Origin of the sequence: Photobacterium atrarenae, from assembly GCF_024380015.1 — a bacterium.
Lineage (GTDB): Bacteria > Pseudomonadota > Gammaproteobacteria > Enterobacterales > Vibrionaceae > Photobacterium > Photobacterium atrarenae.
Genome location: NZ_CP101509.1, coordinates 1,730,705 through 1,750,158, shown reverse-complemented (window position 1 = coordinate 1,750,158; position 19,454 = coordinate 1,730,705). Strand labels below are relative to the sequence as shown.

Annotated in this window: 17 protein-coding genes; 4 read left to right on the top strand and 13 right to left on the bottom strand. The window is 53.2% G+C overall.

The genetic code is table 11. From position 1 onward, the window contains the following. Window positions 1-35: 35 nt before the first annotated feature. The 8 genes from NNL38_RS23835 to NNL38_RS23800 form a co-directional block, all read right to left on the bottom strand. Window positions 36-2,144, bottom strand: coding sequence for a TonB-dependent receptor family protein (locus tag NNL38_RS23835; RefSeq protein ID WP_255391357.1), 2,109 nt, complete (start codon window positions 2,142-2,144; stop codon window positions 36-38). An 86-nt stretch (window positions 2,145-2,230) separates the two neighbouring features. Then, window positions 2,231-2,995, bottom strand: a complete 765-nt coding sequence (fecE, locus tag NNL38_RS23830) for a Fe(3+) dicitrate ABC transporter ATP-binding protein FecE (protein ID WP_255391356.1) — start codon at window positions 2,993-2,995, stop codon at window positions 2,231-2,233. Continuing rightward, a complete protein-coding gene (locus NNL38_RS23825; RefSeq protein ID WP_255392325.1) occupies window positions 2,995-3,969 on the bottom strand; it encodes an iron chelate uptake ABC transporter family permease subunit in 975 nt (324 codons plus the stop codon). Before NNL38_RS23825 ends, fecE begins: the two co-directional genes overlap by 1 nt. Before the next feature lie 5 nt (window positions 3,970-3,974). Continuing rightward, on the bottom strand, window positions 3,975-4,937 hold the full coding sequence (locus NNL38_RS23820; protein ID WP_255391355.1) for a FecCD family ABC transporter permease: 963 nt from the start codon (window positions 4,935-4,937) through the stop codon (window positions 3,975-3,977). Between the two features lie 77 nt (window positions 4,938-5,014). Next, entirely contained in the window at window positions 5,015-5,944 is a 930-nt protein-coding gene (locus NNL38_RS23815; RefSeq protein ID WP_255391354.1) for a Fe(3+) dicitrate ABC transporter substrate-binding protein, read from the bottom strand. A gap of 249 nt (window positions 5,945-6,193) precedes the next feature. Further along, a complete protein-coding gene (locus NNL38_RS23810) occupies window positions 6,194-8,218 on the bottom strand; it encodes a TonB-dependent receptor (RefSeq protein ID WP_255391353.1) in 2,025 nt (674 codons plus the stop codon). 121 nt (window positions 8,219-8,339) lie between these two features. Next, window positions 8,340-9,644, bottom strand: coding sequence for a Y-family DNA polymerase (locus tag NNL38_RS23805; RefSeq protein WP_255391352.1), 1,305 nt, complete (start codon window positions 9,642-9,644; stop codon window positions 8,340-8,342). A 6-nt stretch (window positions 9,645-9,650) separates the two neighbouring features. Next, entirely contained in the window at window positions 9,651-10,034 is a 384-nt protein-coding gene (locus tag NNL38_RS23800) for a LexA family protein (RefSeq protein ID WP_255391351.1), read from the bottom strand. 267 nt (window positions 10,035-10,301) lie between these two features. Between NNL38_RS23800 and NNL38_RS24825 the strand changes: the two genes are divergently transcribed. Further along, window positions 10,302-10,562, top strand: coding sequence for a hypothetical protein (locus tag NNL38_RS24825; protein ID WP_369414628.1), 261 nt, complete (start codon window positions 10,302-10,304; stop codon window positions 10,560-10,562). 15 nt (window positions 10,563-10,577) lie between these two features. Beyond that, window positions 10,578-10,763, top strand: coding sequence for an SPOR domain-containing protein (locus NNL38_RS24820; RefSeq protein WP_369414627.1), 186 nt, complete (start codon window positions 10,578-10,580; stop codon window positions 10,761-10,763). A gap of 47 nt (window positions 10,764-10,810) precedes the next feature. Here the strand turns inward: NNL38_RS24820 and ltrA are convergent, their stop codons facing one another. Together ltrA and NNL38_RS23785 are read right to left on the bottom strand one after the other, a co-directional pair. Then, the gene (ltrA, locus tag NNL38_RS23790; protein WP_369414646.1) at window positions 10,811-12,103 is read right to left on the bottom strand and encodes a group II intron reverse transcriptase/maturase; all 1,293 of its coding nucleotides are present in this window, start codon (window positions 12,101-12,103) and stop codon (window positions 10,811-10,813) included. Window positions 12,104-12,745: 642 nt separating this feature from the next. Further along, on the bottom strand, window positions 12,746-14,182 hold the full coding sequence (locus tag NNL38_RS23785; protein ID WP_255391350.1) for an MATE family efflux transporter: 1,437 nt from the start codon (window positions 14,180-14,182) through the stop codon (window positions 12,746-12,748). A gap of 178 nt (window positions 14,183-14,360) precedes the next feature. Here NNL38_RS23785 and NNL38_RS23780 point away from each other — a divergent pair, with 178 nt between their 5' ends. Then, window positions 14,361-15,326 (top strand): LysR substrate-binding domain-containing protein, encoded by a 966-nt coding sequence (locus NNL38_RS23780; protein ID WP_255391349.1) that lies wholly within the window; start codon window positions 14,361-14,363, stop codon window positions 15,324-15,326. A 17-nt stretch (window positions 15,327-15,343) separates the two neighbouring features. On the opposite strand, the gene NNL38_RS23775 is transcribed toward NNL38_RS23780, so the two are convergent. Continuing rightward, a complete protein-coding gene (locus tag NNL38_RS23775; protein WP_255391348.1) occupies window positions 15,344-16,273 on the bottom strand; it encodes an electron transfer flavoprotein subunit alpha/FixB family protein in 930 nt (309 codons plus the stop codon). Further along, the gene (locus NNL38_RS23770; protein ID WP_255391347.1) at window positions 16,273-17,022 is read right to left on the bottom strand and encodes an electron transfer flavoprotein subunit beta/FixA family protein; all 750 of its coding nucleotides are present in this window, start codon (window positions 17,020-17,022) and stop codon (window positions 16,273-16,275) included. The genes NNL38_RS23775 and NNL38_RS23770 overlap by 1 nt, the downstream gene beginning before the upstream one ends. Window positions 17,023-17,270: 248 nt before the next feature. Here NNL38_RS23770 and NNL38_RS23765 point away from each other — a divergent pair, with 248 nt between their 5' ends. Continuing rightward, window positions 17,271-18,917 carry an electron transfer flavoprotein-ubiquinone oxidoreductase gene (locus tag NNL38_RS23765; protein ID WP_255391346.1) on the top strand — a complete coding sequence of 549 codons (1,647 nt, stop codon included), beginning with the start codon at window positions 17,271-17,273 and terminating at the stop codon, window positions 18,915-18,917. Window positions 18,918-19,083: 166 nt separating this feature from the next. On the opposite strand, the gene cutA is transcribed toward NNL38_RS23765, so the two are convergent. Then, on the bottom strand, window positions 19,084-19,422 hold the full coding sequence (gene cutA, locus NNL38_RS23760; protein ID WP_255391345.1) for a divalent-cation tolerance protein CutA: 339 nt from the start codon (window positions 19,420-19,422) through the stop codon (window positions 19,084-19,086). Window positions 19,423-19,454 lie beyond the last annotated feature (32 nt).

The following is a 19,454-nucleotide window of genomic DNA, read 5'->3' as shown; positions in this document are numbered from 1 at the left end:
AAGCTAGGATGACCCCTTATTTACTACGATTGGTATTAGAAGGTGTAATTCAGATCCAGGCTGTAGGAACGTCCTGGCGCCGGGTAGCGTCCAACCGGGCTGACATCAATGCCACGGAAATAATACTCTTTATCGAACAGGTTATTAATGGCGATGTTTGCACGCAGGGTACCGCTGTCGTTGGCAAACAAGTCTTTACCGACATTGAAATTCCACACGGTATAACTCGGAACTCTACCCGTTGCGCCACTGGCGTCTTCATCGACTGTATTCGCGTTATCGCTGAAGGCATCACTGAAATACAGTCCGGATACGGTGGTCTCGTAGCCACGGAAATCATAGCTTGTATCCCAGATCACCTGATGCTTTGAGGTATATGGCAGCTGGTTACCCGCAAATTCCCCCTCTCGCTGCTCTGCATCCAGGTAATTATACGCCAGGTGCAGCGACAGCTCCGGTAGTGCGACCGGCGAATAGCTGCCTTCCACTTCAATCCCCTGGTGACGCGTTTCACCGATATTGTCAAACGACTGCTCACCGCTGTTCCACTGCAGCTGATCTTCAAAATCGATGCGATACAGCGCGATATTGAAGGCCGATGTTTCGCCGGTAAAGCGGGCGCCTAATTCATAATTCCACGCCAGCTCCATGCCTTCTTCACCTTTGCCGCGAATATAAGCAATCTGCGGTGCGCGCAATGAACGCTGACCATTGGCGTAACCAACCCACGCGTCAGTGAAGTGATAAGCCAGGGTCAGACCCGGTAACAGTTCACTGACTTGGTTATCGTCGCTCGTTTCCTTGCCCAGATCATGAAAACGCATATCAATGGATTCGTAACGCAAACCTGGGGTAACCATCAACGTATCGTCCAGGAAACCCATTTCGTTGCTGACGTAGGCCGCCCAGGCATCGGTTTTCAGATTCCAGTCACGCGGCGTGGTCGTGGTCCCATCGGCGAAAGCGGTTTGAGTCAACTTATAATCGATATCTTCATTGACAAACCGGGTTCCGATAATCCAGTTCTGACTGACGCGGGTACCCGCAACGTAGAAGTTCACTTTAGGCTCGACCCCATAAACATCAAAGGTCCGTGGAGAAGTGCGCAAGTGCGTCGACGCAATGCCCGGGTCGGCCCAATGGCCATCACCACTGTTAAAGCCCCACTCAAAGTTACGCTTGGCATGGTGGCCAAACAGCAGTACTTCGGCTTCTGCCAGGTCCGCGAATGGAAGTGTTGAAATATCACGGGTATAACGGACGTTCCACCGCGTTGTCTCCCCTTCAAAGTTATCATGAGGGCGGGTTGATTGATGGCGATCCGCCTGATAGTCGGTAGGAGTCAGCGCCCCCGGCATTTGCGTATCCGCATCATAGCGTTGTACAAATGCTTCTACGGATTGTAACTCGTCGACCAACCACTCTGTTTTCAACTGGAAGTTCTTCACGTCGGTATCGGTGTGCTCACGGAAGCTTTCTCCGGTGAGGAAGTTACCTTCCAATTGAATCGCAAAACTATCGGACACCCAGCCACCGGTGCGCAAGTAAAAGTCATTCAACGGCGCATCACCGCCTTCAAACACAGTCAATTTATTACTGAGCTCGGTTTCCCACGTCTGCGAAATCGGCTTGGTCACCAGGTTAATCACCCCGCCGACGTTGTTCGGGCCATACTGAACCGCAGCCCCACCCCGAACCACATCAATGCGATCTAACGCGCTCAACGTGGAAGGGAAAATAGACTGGCCTGTATGCCCGTAAGGTGCCAGCGTCATCGGCACCCCGTCCATCAAAAACTGGGCATGTCCGCTTCGACTCGCTTTCAGGCCCCGCACAGAGATATTTGGTAGCACCCCTGTTCCTGTTTCATCCTGGATCTTAATACCAGGCACCCGCTGTAAGGCGCCGTCAATTGACAAGGTTGCTGACTTTTTGATGTCATCCTGAGTCAGAACAGTACGGTTACCCGGGTAATCTCTTACTTCTTCAATGCTTGATGTCCCAATCACACTGCCGGTGATCACCATGACCTCATCGGTTGTCTGGTATTCACTGGCCTGCGCATTCAGGGCCAAAACGACCGAACCGGCGAGCAATGAGTATTTCCAGGTGTTATGGGGTGGAGTCTGAGTTTTCTTCGCCACGCTTAATTTCCTACTTACGTCTTCAATTGATCATGCTTGCACTCACAAGCAGCTTCCATGACACTGCCAACGGCAGCTTTTTATTGTTATAACGGCACACATAAAGGGGTGCCGGATACCGGATCAGCCACCACTTTGGCTTTCACCGAAAAAACATCGTTCAGTAACTGATGGGTCATAATGGCCTCGGGCGCTCCTTCAGCTTCGATGACCCCTTGCTTGAGCACCACCAGATGATCGCAATATCGCGCCGCCTGGTTGAGATCATGCAGAACAACAACAACCGTTTTTCCGGTTGCCTGCATATCACGAATAATCTGCATCAGTTCGATCTGGTGCGAGAGATCGAGAAATGTTGTCGGCTCATCCAGCATCACGATCTCAGTATCCTGAGCCAGGATCATCGCAATCCATGCCCGTTGCCGCTGTCCGCCTGACAGGCCATCAAGCAGCGTGTGTTGAAATTCATCAACGCCAGTGCGCACCATCGCCTGCTCGACAATGTGCCGATCTTCGGATTTCAGCCGGCCCCAATGAGACACATACGGCGTACGTCCGTACTCGACGAGTTGGCGAACCGTGATCCCCTCGGGATGAAGTAAATTCTGCGGCAACAGGGAGATATGCTGCGCGATTGCTTTCGTTGCCCATTTGCTGAGTGGGCGGTCGTTCAATTGAACCTGACCAGATGATGGTGAGATGACCCGTGACAGCGTTTTCAGCAGTGTGGACTTCCCGCAACCATTCGGACCAATCAGTGCCGTGACTTTTCCCCGAGGGATCGTCACCGACAGGTTATTGAGAATTGCTTTCTCGCCATACCCGACCGAAACATTCATCGCATGCAGCATTACCACCCCTTATACCGTGATAACAAATAAATAAAGTAAGGTGCACCTATCACCGAAGTGATAATCCCCGCTGGGAACTCTGTTGGCGGAATGAGCCCCCGTGCCAGAATGTCGCTCACCAATACCAGTAATGCGCCAATCAATGCAGCCATCGGGATCAGAACCGCGTGCTTGCCGCCGACCAACAATCTCGCCAGATGGGGAGAGAGCAAGCCGACAAAGCTGATGGTGCCGGCCACCGACACACTGACACTGGCCAGTACCACAGACACGATCAAAGCCAGCGCTTGTACCTGAGTGACATGAACGCCCAGTCCCCTGGCAATGGATTCGCCGCTTCCGAGTACATCCAGACGCCACGCCAGCCAAAAAGCAATCGGGATCAACAAGCACATCACAGCAAACAGAAGTGGGAACTGCTCCCAGTTTCGTCCCCACAAACTGCCGGTCAGCCAAACCATAGCGGTGTTAATTTCAATAGGGTGCACGATCAGGAGAAAATCAATTCCGCTGGACAAGAACGCACTGATTGCCACCCCGGTCAGTGCCAGCCGAGCGGGTGTCGGATGCGTCAGCATCGCTGTAGCGTAGATCATCAACGCAGCAAGCAACCCGCCGGAGATTGCCGCGACAGGCAGCAACCACAGCGGTGCCTGCGGATAGAAAACAAGTAAGCCGGTTGCGGCCAGTCCGGCCCCGGCGCTGATCCCCATCAAATCCGGAGAAGCCAGCGGATTTCGGATCACTCCCTGAACCAGAACGCCGGACAACCCGAGTCCGGCACCGACCAGCATTGCCAGTACCATCCGCGGCAACCGGTAGTGATTGACGACAAAGTCATGCTCTCCCCCGTTGCGCAAAGCCTCAAGGATCTGCCCGGTATCTAAATTGATCACACCGGTGTACAAGCTGGTAATTCCGGCAATGATGAGTCCGAATACCGCAAACCCGATGGGCTTTTTCGACAATGCCATCTGCATTAGGTACGTCCTTTGGCGGATAAAAAGATAAAGAAAGGCGTCCCAATAAGTGCCGTCACCACACCTACCGGTGTTTCCGCCGGAAATCCGATCGCGCGAGCAAGTACGTCTGCCCACACCAGAAGAACAGCGCCGCCCAGCGCGGCAAATGGAAGTAATATTCGGTGATCTCTGCCGACCACAGCGCGACAGACATGCGGCACGATCAGGCCAACAAAGGCGATAGGACCGGCGACCGCCACACAAGCGGCGGTCAGCACAAGAATAGCGACAATCGCGAGCAAGCGGACTTTGCCTAAACCAATCCCTAAACTTTCGGCAACTTCATCGCCCAATGCCAAAGTATTGAGCTGAGGGGCAAGTGCAAAAGAGAGCAACAACGCCACAGAGCAGACCGGCCACAACAGCATCCATTGCTGCCAACCAGCCTCCGCCACCGAACCAGCCAGCCAGTAAATAATGCTGTAGGCCATTTCGTCAGCGATGATCAGCGCGGCCCGTGTCAGCCCGGCCAACAGGGCATTGATTGCGATCCCGGCCAGGACCAGGCGGACCGGATTAATTCGGTTACCACTCAGGTATCCCCCGAGCGCGATCACCATCAACCCGCCCAGGGCTCCGCCAAACAAGGCACACAGCAGCGGATGTAGCTCACTGATCACCGCAACCCCAATGGCAGACAGGGCCATGAAACAAGCAGCCCCGGCATTCACCCCCAAAATGGCCGGAGACGCCAGTGGGTTTCGGGTCACGCCCTGCATGAGGACACCGGCGACAGCCAGACTGGCCCCGATCATCAATGTCGACAGGACCCGCGGCAGGCGGATATTGAAGATCAGTTGCTGGGCAATGCTGGCTTCATTGTAAGCCAGGACCAGGCCCGTGAGGTCTGACAATTGCAGGGAGAAGCTGGACCAGCTAAGCAGACCAACAACGACCCCACTGCCGGCCAAGGCCAACATCAGGCCCCACCTTGCCAGACATTGAAAAGAAAGCGATTTACTTGAAGCAACGCTGACGGTTGCCGAAGGCGAACGACTCATAACTGACTATTCAATAGCTTGGTAATATTCTCAGCCATCCCTTCTGCTGCCAGCATCCCGCGGCTCAGGGACCACAGGCCTGGTGACACTTCGACCACCCGGTCATGTTTTACCGCCCGTAGCAGCGAATACATCGGGCTCGATTGCCACTCATCCAGGGGGGTTTGCTCCGAATAGCGGCCAATGAGCAGCCAGTCAGGATTCGCCGCCAGCAGTTGCTCAAGGCTGGTTGGAATATAAGCTTGTTCAGTTTGCTCCGGGATCGGGCCTTTGATGCCCAGTGAATCCAATACGCTGCCTGCATAAGACGCGGGGCCGTGCATCCACATGCCGCGCTCAGAAAGCACCGCAAACTGAACCGTACCTGGTGCCTGGATCTCCGCCTTAAAAGCCGCCATAGTTTCCCGGTGCTGCGCTAGACGCGCCGCCATTTCTGGTGATTTGTTAATGGCTTTCGCCAGCGTGATCACCGCTTCAAGGTTTTCCTGATAGGTCTCTCCCCGGCTTTTCAAAACCAGCGTCGGTGCAATACGGCTCAGGTCCTGATAAATGGTGCTGTGTCGCTCCAAATCCGCAATAATCAAATCCGGTTTGAGTTCAGCAATTGCCTCGAGACTCGGCTGATAACGTGAACCGACAGAGTGCCAGGTCGGGACAACAGCTTTCACCGCTGGGATCAGACGCTCCGGCTTGCCGTCATCAGCAATCCCCAAAGGTGCCACACCAACAGCAGCCATTGCATCGACAAAGGAGAACTCGAGCGCCACAATACGCGTCGGCGTCCCGGTCAGCGTCACTTCTCCGATTTCACCTCGTACCGTTCTGGTATCAGTTCTGGTATCAGCCGCCGATACCGAAGCACTGGAGAGCAGGCTCCCCAGCAACGTAACTAACAACCCAAAAACAAAATATGCTCGCTGACCCACGTCTCACACTCCTTTCTATTATTGTTAAATCCACCCAGGCCTGACCTGTAGACCAATACCCAACGGCACTGCTGCTTAGGAAATAAATCAGCTATTTCAGTGACATCACCAAAGGTGGCAAATGAAAACAAATCTTACAATCATTTACAATAGTGATATTTCTGTTTTTAAATAGTCGTCAAGAAAACAGCTGGCTCGAAACCGCATCGAAGAAAAGAGGCAACCCCTGAGGGTTGCCTGTCATTGTGATTAGAATTGATAACCGTAGCGCAGCATGAACTCTGCAGGTGCACCATAACCTATCTGATTCAGACCAGAGGTCCCGTTTGTCGCGCCCAGGATATACTTCTCATCCAGGATGTTATACGCATTCAGCTGTACTAGGTGACGGCCAATGCTGTACTCAGCCATCAGATCGACTGTGGTATAATCTCCCAGCGCAACCGCTTCGTTATTGCCGGCAAAACGATCACCCACATATTTCACCCCGCCGCCGAAGCGCCAGTAGTCATCCAGCTGATATGCAGTCCACAGAGAGAACAAATGATCAGAGACATCATTTGGTTTCTTCCCAGTCTCCTTATCTTCAGCATCCAGGTAGCTATAGCCGGCAGAAACATTCCACTGCTCAGTCAGCTGGCCACGGATCTCAAGCTCAACCCCTTGATGACGCGCTTCTGTTTTATCGATGACATCACCGTCAGTATTGGTTTGAGGCTGCTCCTGATCGATCCGGAACAGCGCAGCATTCAGCATCAACGAATCATCCAACAAGTACGCTTTCAAGCCCAGCTCTTGCAGGTCGGTATGGAAAAACTCTGCCAGTTTCGGATTAATATAGATCCCGGCATAAGGCAGCTGCCATGAACGGGCCCATGTCGCATACGTTGAAACATCGCTCGTCAGGCGATAAACAGCGCCGGCGCGGTAGCTGATTTTCTCATCGCTCAGTGATTCTTTCTCCTGACCAAACTTTTGCTGTTCAAGATCCATCATGTCGTAGCGCACGTTACCAATCAGGGACAGGTCACCAAGGGTGTATACATCCTGAATATATAAACTGGTCGTTTCCGTTACATTGTCCCGAAACGGTTTAAAGCCCGGATCCGGCGTCGGTCCGGCAGCCGGGTTGTGAATATCTTTGCCCGGCAGCGTTTTATCGCTGGCCAGCGTCAGGTCAATATCGATGCGGTTGTAGTCAGCCCCGAGCAGAAGCTGGTTCGCGCCAGTATCCCAGACCAACTCGGACTGTAGCGTGGTCGTGGTGCGCGGATCATAGCCAAAGTTATTGACGGTCTGTGCAACCGTATCCCCGGTCACAGCGGCACTCGCTTGCCGGGTTCCTTTTTGCTCCAGCTCTATCTTGTTCCAGGAAACACGATTATTCCATGTCAGCGCATGGTTAAACTCAATTTCATAGTCGGCCGCCAGACGAAGGCTGTCTGATTTCTGATAGTCATTCGTGCCGCCAAAGAAGGTATCCACCGGTACGTCAACCGGCTTGCCGTCTTTCGATGGCACGCCCCGGTACGGGACCAGCTCTTGGTAGGCATACTCCACATCCAGGTCTAGCGTGTGCCCTTGCATGGGTGTCATTCTCAAGGTTGGCGCAATAAAATAATCATGTGAATCCACATGATCGACATAGGAATCACCTTCGCGGTACTCCAGGTTCACGCGCCCGTTCACACTGTCTGACAGTGATGTTGAGCTATCAACCTGACCCACAAACTGGTTGTTGCTGCCAACACCTGCATTGAAGCGTGTGAACTTTTCCCCGTTGGCACGTTTAGTCACCAAATTAATCAAGCCTCCGGCAGAGCCGCGTCCATACAATGCGCCTGCGGCCCCCTTAACAACTTCAATCCGCTCAATATTTGCCAGGCTACGGTAGGATTGCAAATTTCCGTCATCCCGCAGTCCGTCACGGTAAACATCGTTGAGCGCATCAAAACCGCGGATCACGAACTGATCCCGGCTCCCCTCACCCAGCGTATTATTCACCCCTGCGACACCATCCAGGGCATCAACCAAACGCACCGCGCCCCGGTCTTTGATTTCTGTTCCGGTCACCACGGAAACGGACTGAGGCACATCCAGCCATTCCAGATCCGTTTTCATCCCCGACGTTGGCATATGCTCAGCATAGCCTTCATAGCCCTGACCATAGACAGTCAGCGTTTCTGTACTCTGGGCATCACTTTGAGCCAAGGCTGGGGCCACGACAAGTGAAATCGCCAGAGCCAGCGGGTGTCGGATAAACATTGTTTTCATTACAAATTCCATTTATAGCATTTAACAAAACCATCAATGGCGCGAATAAAAACAAATGTCATTTGTATTTGCAAATTATTTTTTTTGATTTACCCGAATCAATTGCTTTCCCTCACGTTGTTCAACACTTAGCTACTTGCAGCTCATCCAGCCGCGTTGTCCAGCGGTTGGAGCGAAAAGCCTGGCGCATATGCCAGTTGGTCGAGCTAATCACCGAGGCTGGTTTCACACCGTTCTTGTAGCGGGCATTGAGCTGATCAGAGATTGCCATCAGTTTGCGTCGCTTCACTTCATTCAGGGTGCTGGCGTCAAACATATCCAACTGAATAGACTGGTGCTGCACATCGGACAAATCATTGAGGATCACTCCGATCTTCTGATACTCACAGCCAGGCCGGTATATCCCATGGAGCTGTTCGATCGCCGAATTCAAGAACTGATAGGTATCCTGGCTGGGGCAAGCCAGCACCCGCGCCGTGCTCTTATTATATTGCGGTAAATCTTTATAGCGGTTGGTGCGTAAAAACAGGCTGACCACCCCAGCCTGGCTGCCCTGCTGACGCAGTTTTTCCCCAGCGCGCTGGCAATGAAATGCCAATGCGGCTTTGAGCTCATCCAGCTGACTGATCCCGACGCCAAAACTGCGGCTGGACAGGATTTGTTTGCGCTTTTCGTCAATATCCCCCGGCGCCATGCAGGCCACGCCCTGTAATTCGAGGACGGTGCGGGCCAGGCCTACATTCCACAGCCGGCGCATATCCGCCGGGTTTTGATCGGCCAATTGCAGTGCTGTGGTGATCCCGGACGTGCGCAGCCGGGTCGCCATTTTTGCCCCAATGCCCCAGATGTCTTGCACATCGGTTCGCTGCAACAACCAACGCCGCTGATGCTCAGTGCGAATTTCAGCCACACCTTCCAACCGCTGCTCATAGGTTTTCGCCGCCTGATTGCCCAATTTTGCCAGCGTGGGGGTCGCACCAATCCCCACCCGCACAGCCAGACCGAGATGACGATCAATCGTGTCCCGGATCTGTTTGCCGTACTCGGTTAAATTCTCATGGCTCATGCCATCAAGACGGACAAAGGCTTCGTCGATGGAATACTGCTCCACCTGGGGTGAAAAGCGGGACAACTCTTCGATAAACCGTCGGCTCATATCCGCATACAACACATAATTGGAACTACGAACCTGCACGCCCAGTTTGCGTGCCTCCCGTTCGACTTTGAACCAAGGCGCGCCCCGCTGAATCCCCAGCCCTTTGGCCTGCTCGGAAATCGCCACACAGCAACCATCATTATTCGACAAGACCACCACCGGCTTTCCCGCCAGTGCCGGATCAAATACCTGCTCGCAACTGGTATAGAAACTTTTGGCATCCACCAATGCCCAGATTTGATCCCGATAGCCTGTAAACACTGCACTCATACGCCTTCAATCCAGCAAATTATGAATATTGCGTGTCACCACCCCGAAGATTTCCGCGTCTTCCGGCAAGGGAAACGGCTGATAGTGATGATTTTCAGCCTTTAACCACCATTGCTCCTGGTGCCGGACCAGACGCTTGCAGGTGAACTCATCATACACCCGGGCAATCACAATTCGATTGGGCACTATGGCTTCAGCGCGATCGACCACCAGCAGATCCCCGTCATAGATCCCCGCGCCCGTCATGGAATCGCCACACGCGCGGAGAAAAAACGTCGCATTCGGGTGACGGATCAAGTAGTCATCCAAATCTAATTCTTCCTGATGGCCATCTGCCGGTGATGGAAAGCCACAAGGAATGGACTCTATGAAAACAGGAAATACCGCCATACTTCACTCGCTCCACGATTAAAGAAACTGTATATATATACAGTTTATTCGAGAGAAGCTACAATCGTCATCCCCAAAAGCGAAATTTTGTTTCAGGTGATACACCCCTCGGCAATTTGAAGGCGAACAGGCTGATTTGAAGCGAGATTATCCCGACAATGAGCAGGCAGGAATTTTCTTTACATAGTCTGTTTTCACGATTGTTTTTTTTCATGACTCATGGAAGTAGGCCTATCATGAAAAAAGAGCTCACCACGTTCTGGTTAGGTGCTGGCCAGTAAAGCTCTGGCGGTCACACACGTCAAGCAAGCCGTTGAATTCCGTGACCGCTTCTGCCAACATACTGGATATAAAACCAGTAACAAAGAGAAGCATGTAAATCCGACAACCCACGGCCCAAGCCAATGTGTCGGCGCAATGACGACCCAGGAAGCCTATGGCCACCTGGACCCTAACCGTTATACCATCCAGGTTCTGGCGCTGAGTGAAGAGCGCGATGTCCGTGGTTATATCCGGGATATTAAATGACAGGACCCAATCTGGGTGAACTGGAAGCGCAGCCTGGGCAACCGCTGGTACGCTGTGATTTACGGTGACTTCGCCACCAAAGCCGAAGCCAAACGTATTATTGACACCTTACCAACCCGCATCCGCCAGCAAGGACCGTTTGTGCGCAGCTTTGCCGAAGTGCAGCAAGACAAACAAACCGATGTCTTTCGCATGCGCTAACGCCAACCACAAATCGAGTAGGAGGAGGCCTCACGGCCTCCGTCCTCTCACACCACCGTACAAGCGTGGGTCGCATACGGCGGTTCCGAATATATTTTCAGTGACTCGTACCCATCTCGCAACGAGTACAGACCCATCTCCTTGAACCATTTCATTGGCATGGCCTGATTGAGCTGGGGCGATAAAGCCAAGTGCCACCACCCTTTATCTGACATCGCCAGCTTCCACGCATTGCGTTCGCTTACACCCTCTTGGCGTAACCATGTCGCTATGCTGTATCTGCGCTTGCGCTGCTTGAGGCGATAGCACCGTAAGCGCCGCCTTATCCATTCATCCAAGCGCTGCATCGCGCTTTTCCGTATGGCAAGCTTGAAATAGTGTTGCCAACCTCTTAGGTATTGAGTGAGTTCGACTAGGACTGTCTTCAACTCTCGCCCTCGATTCCGCTTCGTTATTTGACGCACTCGATTCTTCATCTGAGTTTGTGCTGTCTTCGAGATATGGATGCTTCCATCTCGTTGAAAGCGATGGCCTAGGTAAGTCCGCTCTGTCACTCTCGTTGCCGCACTTTTCTCACGGTTAACCCTGAGTTTCAGTTTCTGCTCCAAGAACTCCGTGATTGAGGCTTTTACTCGATTGGCGGCTTCCTCACTGTGCACGTAGATTTGGCAGTCGTCTGCATATCGGCAGAACTTATGCCCTCTTCGCTCAAGCTCTTTATCCAACTCATCTAATACGATATTTGATAGCAGCGGAGATAATGGTCCACCCTGTGGCGTCCCTCGTTGCCTCTGCTCAACTAACCCGTTTCGCATTATGCCTGCCTGTAGGTATGACCTGACCAGCTTCAGGACCCGTTTATCTGTGATGTCCTCCGATAGCCTGTGCATCAGTTTATCGTGGTTCACAGTATCGAAGTATTTCGCCAGGTCTATGTCGACTACATAACCCCGCCCCTCCCTGATGTAGTGGCTTGCTGCCACCAATGCATGGTGGGCACTGCGGTTAGGCCTGAACCCATAACTGTTGCTTGAGAACTGAGGTTCGTAGATATCTGTCAGTACTGAGGTAATGGCCTGTTGGACTACCCTATCAAGTACAGTTGGGATACCTAGCTGCCTCACTCCCCCGCTAGGTTTGGGAATTTCTACACCCAGAACGGGTTGGGGTTGGTAGCTCCCGTCCAGAAGGCTCTGGCGGAGCGCTTGCCCATTAGAAGACTGCCGAAGCATCGAGATAGTCGCTGTTATGTCGAGTTTATCAACCCCAGCACATCCCTTGTTCTTCTTCACTCTTCTCAGGGCTTGGTTCAGATTTGTTGAGGAGCAGATCCGCTCCATCAACTGAGTTGAGGTCACCAAGACTCGTCCTCCTGTCTACGCCGATCATGCTTGTCATTCTTCGTGGCCATGAGCGTCACTTGCGGTGTTGCCCAGTAGTACGTAGAGATGTTGTTCATCTTGCTATGACCCCACATGATTGAGTGTCTAGTGACTGCTTCTTGATATATTCAGTTCCGGCCTTCCCTTGGGTTGTACTTCCCCAAGGTACTATGCCTTCTGCTGACTTCTTATTACCCGTCACACAACATCACTGTTGTGTTAGTCTCATCCGAGACAGGTCGTAAGATCTCCCGAGGTAAGACGTTGTTCTTTCCCTTGGCTGTGCCTGATTTACCCGTACACACTTCCCGTCGAGGCATTGGGCTGTTCTATATATTGCTAGGTTACCCAAGTTGTACTGGCCTACTATCAGGTTTCTGTTCGTCACACCCAAGTTTTGCCGTTTGCTTCCTTCAGATCCCACCTCACGGTGGGCACCCTTGCATAGGCTAACGGTTCTCGCTCGACTGAGCCCGTAGAGGACTTTCACCTCCTAGAACAACACCATGCTCGGCGCACAACAAGAAAGCCGGAATTACTTCCGGCTTTCTTCATTGCTCGATGACCTGTCAACGGCGCATTGCTACCAGCTAGATTCGACTAAGTCAGCACCGCTGATGTGCTTTCCGCCGGGATTTGCTGTCCTGATGGGCCCGACTCAGGCTGGGCCGAGCGCGCTTGTTCAGGCTGGCCTTGTGACTGCAACACCAGGCGCTCAAAATGATTCAGGTGGCGGTACAGCAGGCTCACCAACATTACCCCGGTGATCGCCAGGCCAATTCCTAAACCGGCCCAAACACCTTCCAGTCCCATGAGTTTCATCAGGTACCAGGCAGCCGGCAGGCCAATCAGCCAATAACCAATCACCGTTGATATCGTCGGCGCTTTCACCACTTTCATCCCGCGCAGAATACTGATCGCTGCCAGCTGCCAGCCGTCCACAACAAAGCACAGCGCCACCATAATCATCACACTCGGCAAGGCCGCCACTAATTCCGTCGCCAGAGCATCTCCTTCAACGCTGAAGACCTGGGTCAGAAACTCCGGCCACACGCTGACGGCAATCCCAAAAAACGCGCTGACTGCGGTGACCAAAAACATGCCCAGATAAGCATAGCGTCGGACCAACTGCGGCTCCTGGCGACCCACATGCTGGCTGACCAGGATCGAAGCGGCCTGGGAAAAGCCAAATGCCACATTCCAGGACAGATTCAGGCATTGCAGCGCGATTTGGTGGATCGCCAGCGAAACCGCGCCCAGCGTGCCCGCCAGTAACGCGGCACCGGAAAAGAGCGCATGTTCAAGCAAAGTGGCGATCATAATCGGCACTCCGAGTCCCAGTAGCGGCAGCATCATCCCAACCCGATATTCACGGAACTGCCGCAACGGTTGATAATCACGATATTTCGGCTGCTGAAACACCCAATAGCCATAACCAATCATCACCAGCAACGCCGCCAGCGACGTGCCGTAGCCCAAGCCGGCCAGCCCCATGTCCAACTCGAAAGCAAACAGATAACTCAGCGGCACATTCAGCGCCACCGTCACCAAAGACATCACCATCACCGAGCGGGTATCGCCAAACGCACTCACCAGGCTACGCAGGACCAAAAGGAGCAAGGTGGGCAACATCGACCACTTCAGGGCATCCAGATAATCAACAGCCAGTAGCTGGGCTTGCGGATCCTGATCGGCCATCGCCAGCAGCTCAGGCATCAGCAAAAATACCGGCTGTAACGCCAGCGTCAGGATCACAGACAACAATACCCCGCCTTTTACCGCAGCACGGATCTCCTGCTCTCCCTGCGCAGGCTGGCTTGCCCGCTTACCGTAGGCAATGGCGATCAAGTTCGCGACGCAACCAACGGTGCTGCCGGCAATAATAAACACGATCGAATACACCGTTGCCCCGAGGCCGCCACCGGCAATCGCCATAATACTGAGCTGGGCCATCATCCAGACATCAGTAAAAATCAATAATTGGGCCACCAACTGAGAAATAATCAGCGGTACGGCAAGCGTGACCAACTTTTTCATGTTTTATTCAATACTCACAACGCAAGGCAAAAAATCAAACCATAACCTGTTCGAAACAGGCATTACTTTTATCCTCGCTACTCTAAGGGGTAAAACTTTGCCTTTCAAACGACATTTATAGTACTGTTGCATTCTAAAAACTCATCCAAGAGCAACACCAGCTAGAGTGAATTTGCAGATGGAATTGAAAAAAAGACATGCCTTGTTGCCCCCTTCCCTCAATGGCCTGCGCGTATTTGAGTCAGCCGCCCGCCACCTGAGCTTTACGCTGGCCGCCAGTGAGCTGAATGTGACCCAAAGTGCTGTCAGTCGCCAGATCCGTCAACTCGAAGAAAGTTTAGGATTTCCGCTGTTTATCCGCCATCACCGGGCCCTGGAGCTCACCGAGCAAGGCAAGGAAATCGCTTTGCTGCTGACCCGGCAGTACAGTGAGCTCAACCGCACCATTAAACAGTGCCGGGCCCAGGAAACCGGCACCCTGAAAGTAAAAGTCGCGATGAGTTTTGCCGTACGGTGGCTGATCCCCCGCTTGCATTCATTTAAAGCATTACACCCGGAGCTGGATATTGTGATTTCATCCAGTATGGGACATACCAGTGAAGAGCTGATGCTGGACGAAGATGACTATCATGTGGCTATCTATAACATGCAACATGAGCCGCCGAGCCGCTATCAGCAGCATTTTCTGCGAAAAGAGTACCTGGCCCCGGTCTATTCCGGCCAGCTGACCCAGAGTCCTCAACCGGTCTCGATTGATGAACTGCTGAACTATCCCCGCTTGCATCCGACCTCAGATCAAAGTGACTGGAAGTTGTGGCTGAAGAGCATTCAGCGTCCGAGTCAGATCCATCAACCGGGGCTCACCTTCAACACCCTGGATATGGCGCTGACCTCCTGTCTCGCCGGCCAGGGCGTGGCGATCACTGACCTGATGCTGGTGGTCCATGAGCTGGAGCAAGGCTACCTGATGTTACCCGAGCACGCTGCCATTGTCGCAAACAGCCAGTGGATGTACTTCTACCACACCACAGCTGAAAGTGACGATGTCACGCACTTTATCAACTGGCTGACCGCTGAGCAGATGAAAGAAAAAACCGTGCTGCTCAGAATGGCCGAGCAGCACGGCTGGAGAATATTGGATTAGGGGAGTCTCAGCGACAGCTAAACCGCCTCAATCAGCTGCGGCAGAATATCGAACAAATCGCCGACCAAACCATAATCTGCGATTTGGAAGATCGGCGCTTCCGGATCACTGTTGATCGCCACGATCACCTTGGACTCTTTCATCCCCGCCAGGTGCTGGATTGCCCCGGAGATCCCCACCGCGATATACAACTCGGGCGCCACGATTTTACCCGTTTGCCCAACCTGTAAATCATTCGACACATAACCGGCATCCACCGCCGCCCGCGAGGCACCAATCGCCCCACCCAGCTTATCTGCCAGCTGCTCAATCAGAGCAAAGCTCTCTTTGTCGCCCAGCCCCCGTCCTCCTGAGATCACCACCCGGGCAACCGATAAATCCGGCCGTTCGCTTTGGGTCTCAGCCAGACTGATAAATTGAGACAGGTCAGTCGGCTCAGCGGCATCCAGTGACGTGATCGCGACCGGTGTTTCCTGCTCCGGTGCAGGATCAAATGCCGGCGGGCGGATGGTCATCACTTTGATCGGATCATGCGACTTCACCTTGGCCAGCGCGTTGCCCGCGTAAATCGGCCGGATCACCGTATCTTCACTTTCAATCGCAGTGACATCTGACAGCTGACCGACATCCAGCAGCGCAGCAACCCGGGGCATCAGGTTTTTCCCGAACGTCGTCGCTGGGGCAAGTACATGGCTAAACCGTCCGGCCTGCGCTGCCACCAGCGAAGCCAGGTTCTCCGGCAGTTGATGCTGATAAGCAACATCATCTGCCAGCAGCACTTCATCGACGCCGGAGATCCGGCTCACCGATTCGGCCACCACGCTGCATCCGCTCCCGGCAACCAGTACCGATACAGGTTTTGGCAATGACTGGGCCGCGTGAATCACTCTGAACGTTTCCGGCAGCACGGACTGTTCGTGGTGTGCCGCAATAATTAATGTTGCCATCAGATCACCTTCGCTTCATTTTTCAGCTTATCGACCAGCTCCGCGACGGAAGCTACCTGAACACCGCCCGCTCTTTCCGGCGGTGGCGAGACCGACAGAATCTCCTGATGCCGGGTGATTGCCACATCTAAATCGGCCGGCTGCACACTGTCCATCGGTTTCTTCTTCGCTTTCATGATATTCGGCAACGATGCATAACGCGGTTCGTTCAAACGCAGGTCGGTACTGATAATGGCTGGTAATTTCAATGCCAGGGTCTCCAGGCCGCCATCCACTTCGCGGGTTACCGTGACAGCGTCACCCTCAACCACTACCTTAGATGCGAAGGTGCCCTGAGGTCGTCCGGTCAGGGCCGCCAGCATCTGCGCCACCTGGTTATTGTCCGAGTCAATCGACTGTTTGCCCAGCAGCACCAGGCCGGGCTGCTCTTTCTCCATCACCGCCTTGAGCAACTTGGCGACTGTCAGCGGCTCGAGGTTGTTTTCCGTGTCGATATGAATGGCCCGATCGGCCCCCAGGGCTAATGCTGTTCGCAACTGCTCCTGACACAATGAATCACCGGCTGAGACCACAACCACTTCTTCAGCAATGCCTGCTTCCTTGAGCCGGACGGCTTCTTCGACGGCGATCTCACAAAATGGGTTCATGGCCATTTTGACATTATTTGTTTCCACCCCAGTGCCATCACGATTGACCCTGATTTTGACGTATGGATCCACCACACGTTTTATCGCTACCAGTACTTTCACGATGTCTTCCTTTTCAGATTAAAGTTACTGTCAACATGCTGTAAACACGAGCCGGAACCCCGCCAGACCTTTGATCACAGCCAGCACGAAGTTGACTTAAAGGCTTGACTTATACCGACATATCCAAGAACGGATACTCTTTGAGCCTAGTTGAATTTACGTTTACGTCAACTGGACTATAGTTACCAATATTGCCTCGGATGTTCAGGAAACTTTGCATGGAAAATGAACGCATAGGAAAAGAAGACATGGAAAGAGAAAGCATGGAATTTGACGTTGTCATTGTGGGTGCAGGCCCTGCCGGCCTCTCCGCCGCCTGCCGCATGATGCAACTGGCAGAGGACAACGGCCAGACGCTATCCGTCTGCGTGGTTGAAAAAGGGGCGGAAGTCGGGGCCCATATTCTCTCGGGCGCCCTGTTCGAACATCGGGCCCTGGATGAATTGTTTCCGGACTGGGAGCGGCTGGATGCCCCACTCCACACCGCCGTGTGCGAGGATCAATTTTGTCTCCTCACCAACCAGCACAATTTTCTGAACTTCCCGCTCAATCTCACCCCAGAGCCGATGAAAAACGATGGCAACTTTGTCATCAGCCTGGCCAACTTCTGTCGCTGGCTGGGCCAGCAGGCCGAATCACTCGGTGCAGAAATTTATCCCGGTTTTGCCGCAGCGGAAGTGCTCTACAACGAGCAAGGCGCCGTTGCCGGGGTAATCACCACAGATATGGGGCGGGATAAACAGGGCGAGCCCAAACAGACGTTCGAGCCGGGTATCGAGCTGCGAGCCAAGTACACCATCTTTGCCGAGGGGGCCCGCGGCCATCTGGGCAAAACGCTGATCGCCAACTTCGATCTCGACTACGATAAACAACCGCAGCATTACGCGCTGGGGATCAAGGAGCTGTGGGAGATCCCCGCCGATCAGCACCAGCCCGGGCTTGTGCTGCACGGGGTCGGCTGGCCATTAAGCCAGTCAGACACCACCGGCGGCAGCTTTCTCTACCACTTGGAAAACAACCAGGTGGCCGTCGGACTGATTGTCGATCTCAATTATCACAACCCGTACCTCAGCCCGTTCGACGAATTTCAGCGGATGAAGCATCACCCGCTGTATCATCAATATCTCAAAGGCGGCCAGCGGATTGCCTATGGTGCACGGGCCATTACGAAAGGTGGCTTGTACTCCCTGCCCCGGCAACAATTTCCGGGCGGCGTCCTTGTCGGTTGTGACGCCGGCACGCTGAACTTTGCCAAAATCAAGGGCAGCCATACCGCGATGAAGTCTGGCATGCTGGCGGCCGAGGCGGTATTTGCCGAGATCAACCAGGGATTCGCCCAGACCATGCCAGGCTACGAGCAGTTATTTGAACAGTCCTGGCTCTACCAGGAGCTGGATGAAGCGCGAAACTTCGGGGCTCAAATCCATAAATTCGGCAACATTATCGGCGGCGCCCTGGCCACCGTGGAGCATAACTGGCTCAAACACCGGCTGCGTTGGACAGTGAAAGATCGCAAAGCCGATCATGAATGCCTGCGGCCACTGGAAAAAAGCCAGCCAATCGAATATCCGAAGCCCGACGGGGTGATCAGCTTTGATAAACCGTCATCGGTGTATTTATCAGGCGCCCAGCACGAGGAGAACCAGCCTTGTCATTTGAAGCTCAAAGATGAGAGTTTGCCGCTCAGCATGCATTTAGAGCAATTTGGAGAGCCCAGCCAGCGCTATTGCCCGGCCGGGGTATATGAGATAGTGAGCAGCAACGGCAGACCCAAGTTTCAGATCAATGCCGCCAACTGCGTTCATTGCAAAACCTGTGATATCAAGGATCCATCCCAGAACATCACCTGGGTAACGCCGGAAGGCGGCGGTGGTCCTAATTATCCGAATATGTGAGCACATTCGGATCCGCTATGGCTTATACCAATCAAAGTAAGTAAGTGTTCAGAAATAGCGCAGGAAAAATGTTTGAGAACAAGGCAGAATTTTTAGATAAGTAGTTATTCTACAATCAAAAATTCTAACGCAGTTATCGAGCATTTGAACAAGCTAGGATGACCAGTTATTTACTGCGATTGGTATTACACTCCGAGCGGATCCAATGGAGATAATCCGGCAGCCCGGCAGTAATGGGCAGCCGGATAATTTCCGGGGTTTCATAATCATGGTTAGCGAGAATATCTGCCTCGACCTGCTCATATAGCTCGACGGTGGTTTTAATCATCATCAGTTTCTCCTGATCCTGATTGACCGCCCCTTTCCAGTGGTAGTAACTCTCAATCGACTGCACCTGGATACAGGCCGCCAATCGCTTTCCAATCAGGGAATGGATGATGGCCCGGCCATTCGCTTCATCGGCAAAGGTGGTCATCACCATACAACAGGTTTGATCTGAGCTCATGATATTCTCGCTATGTCTATCGTGAAGCCGCA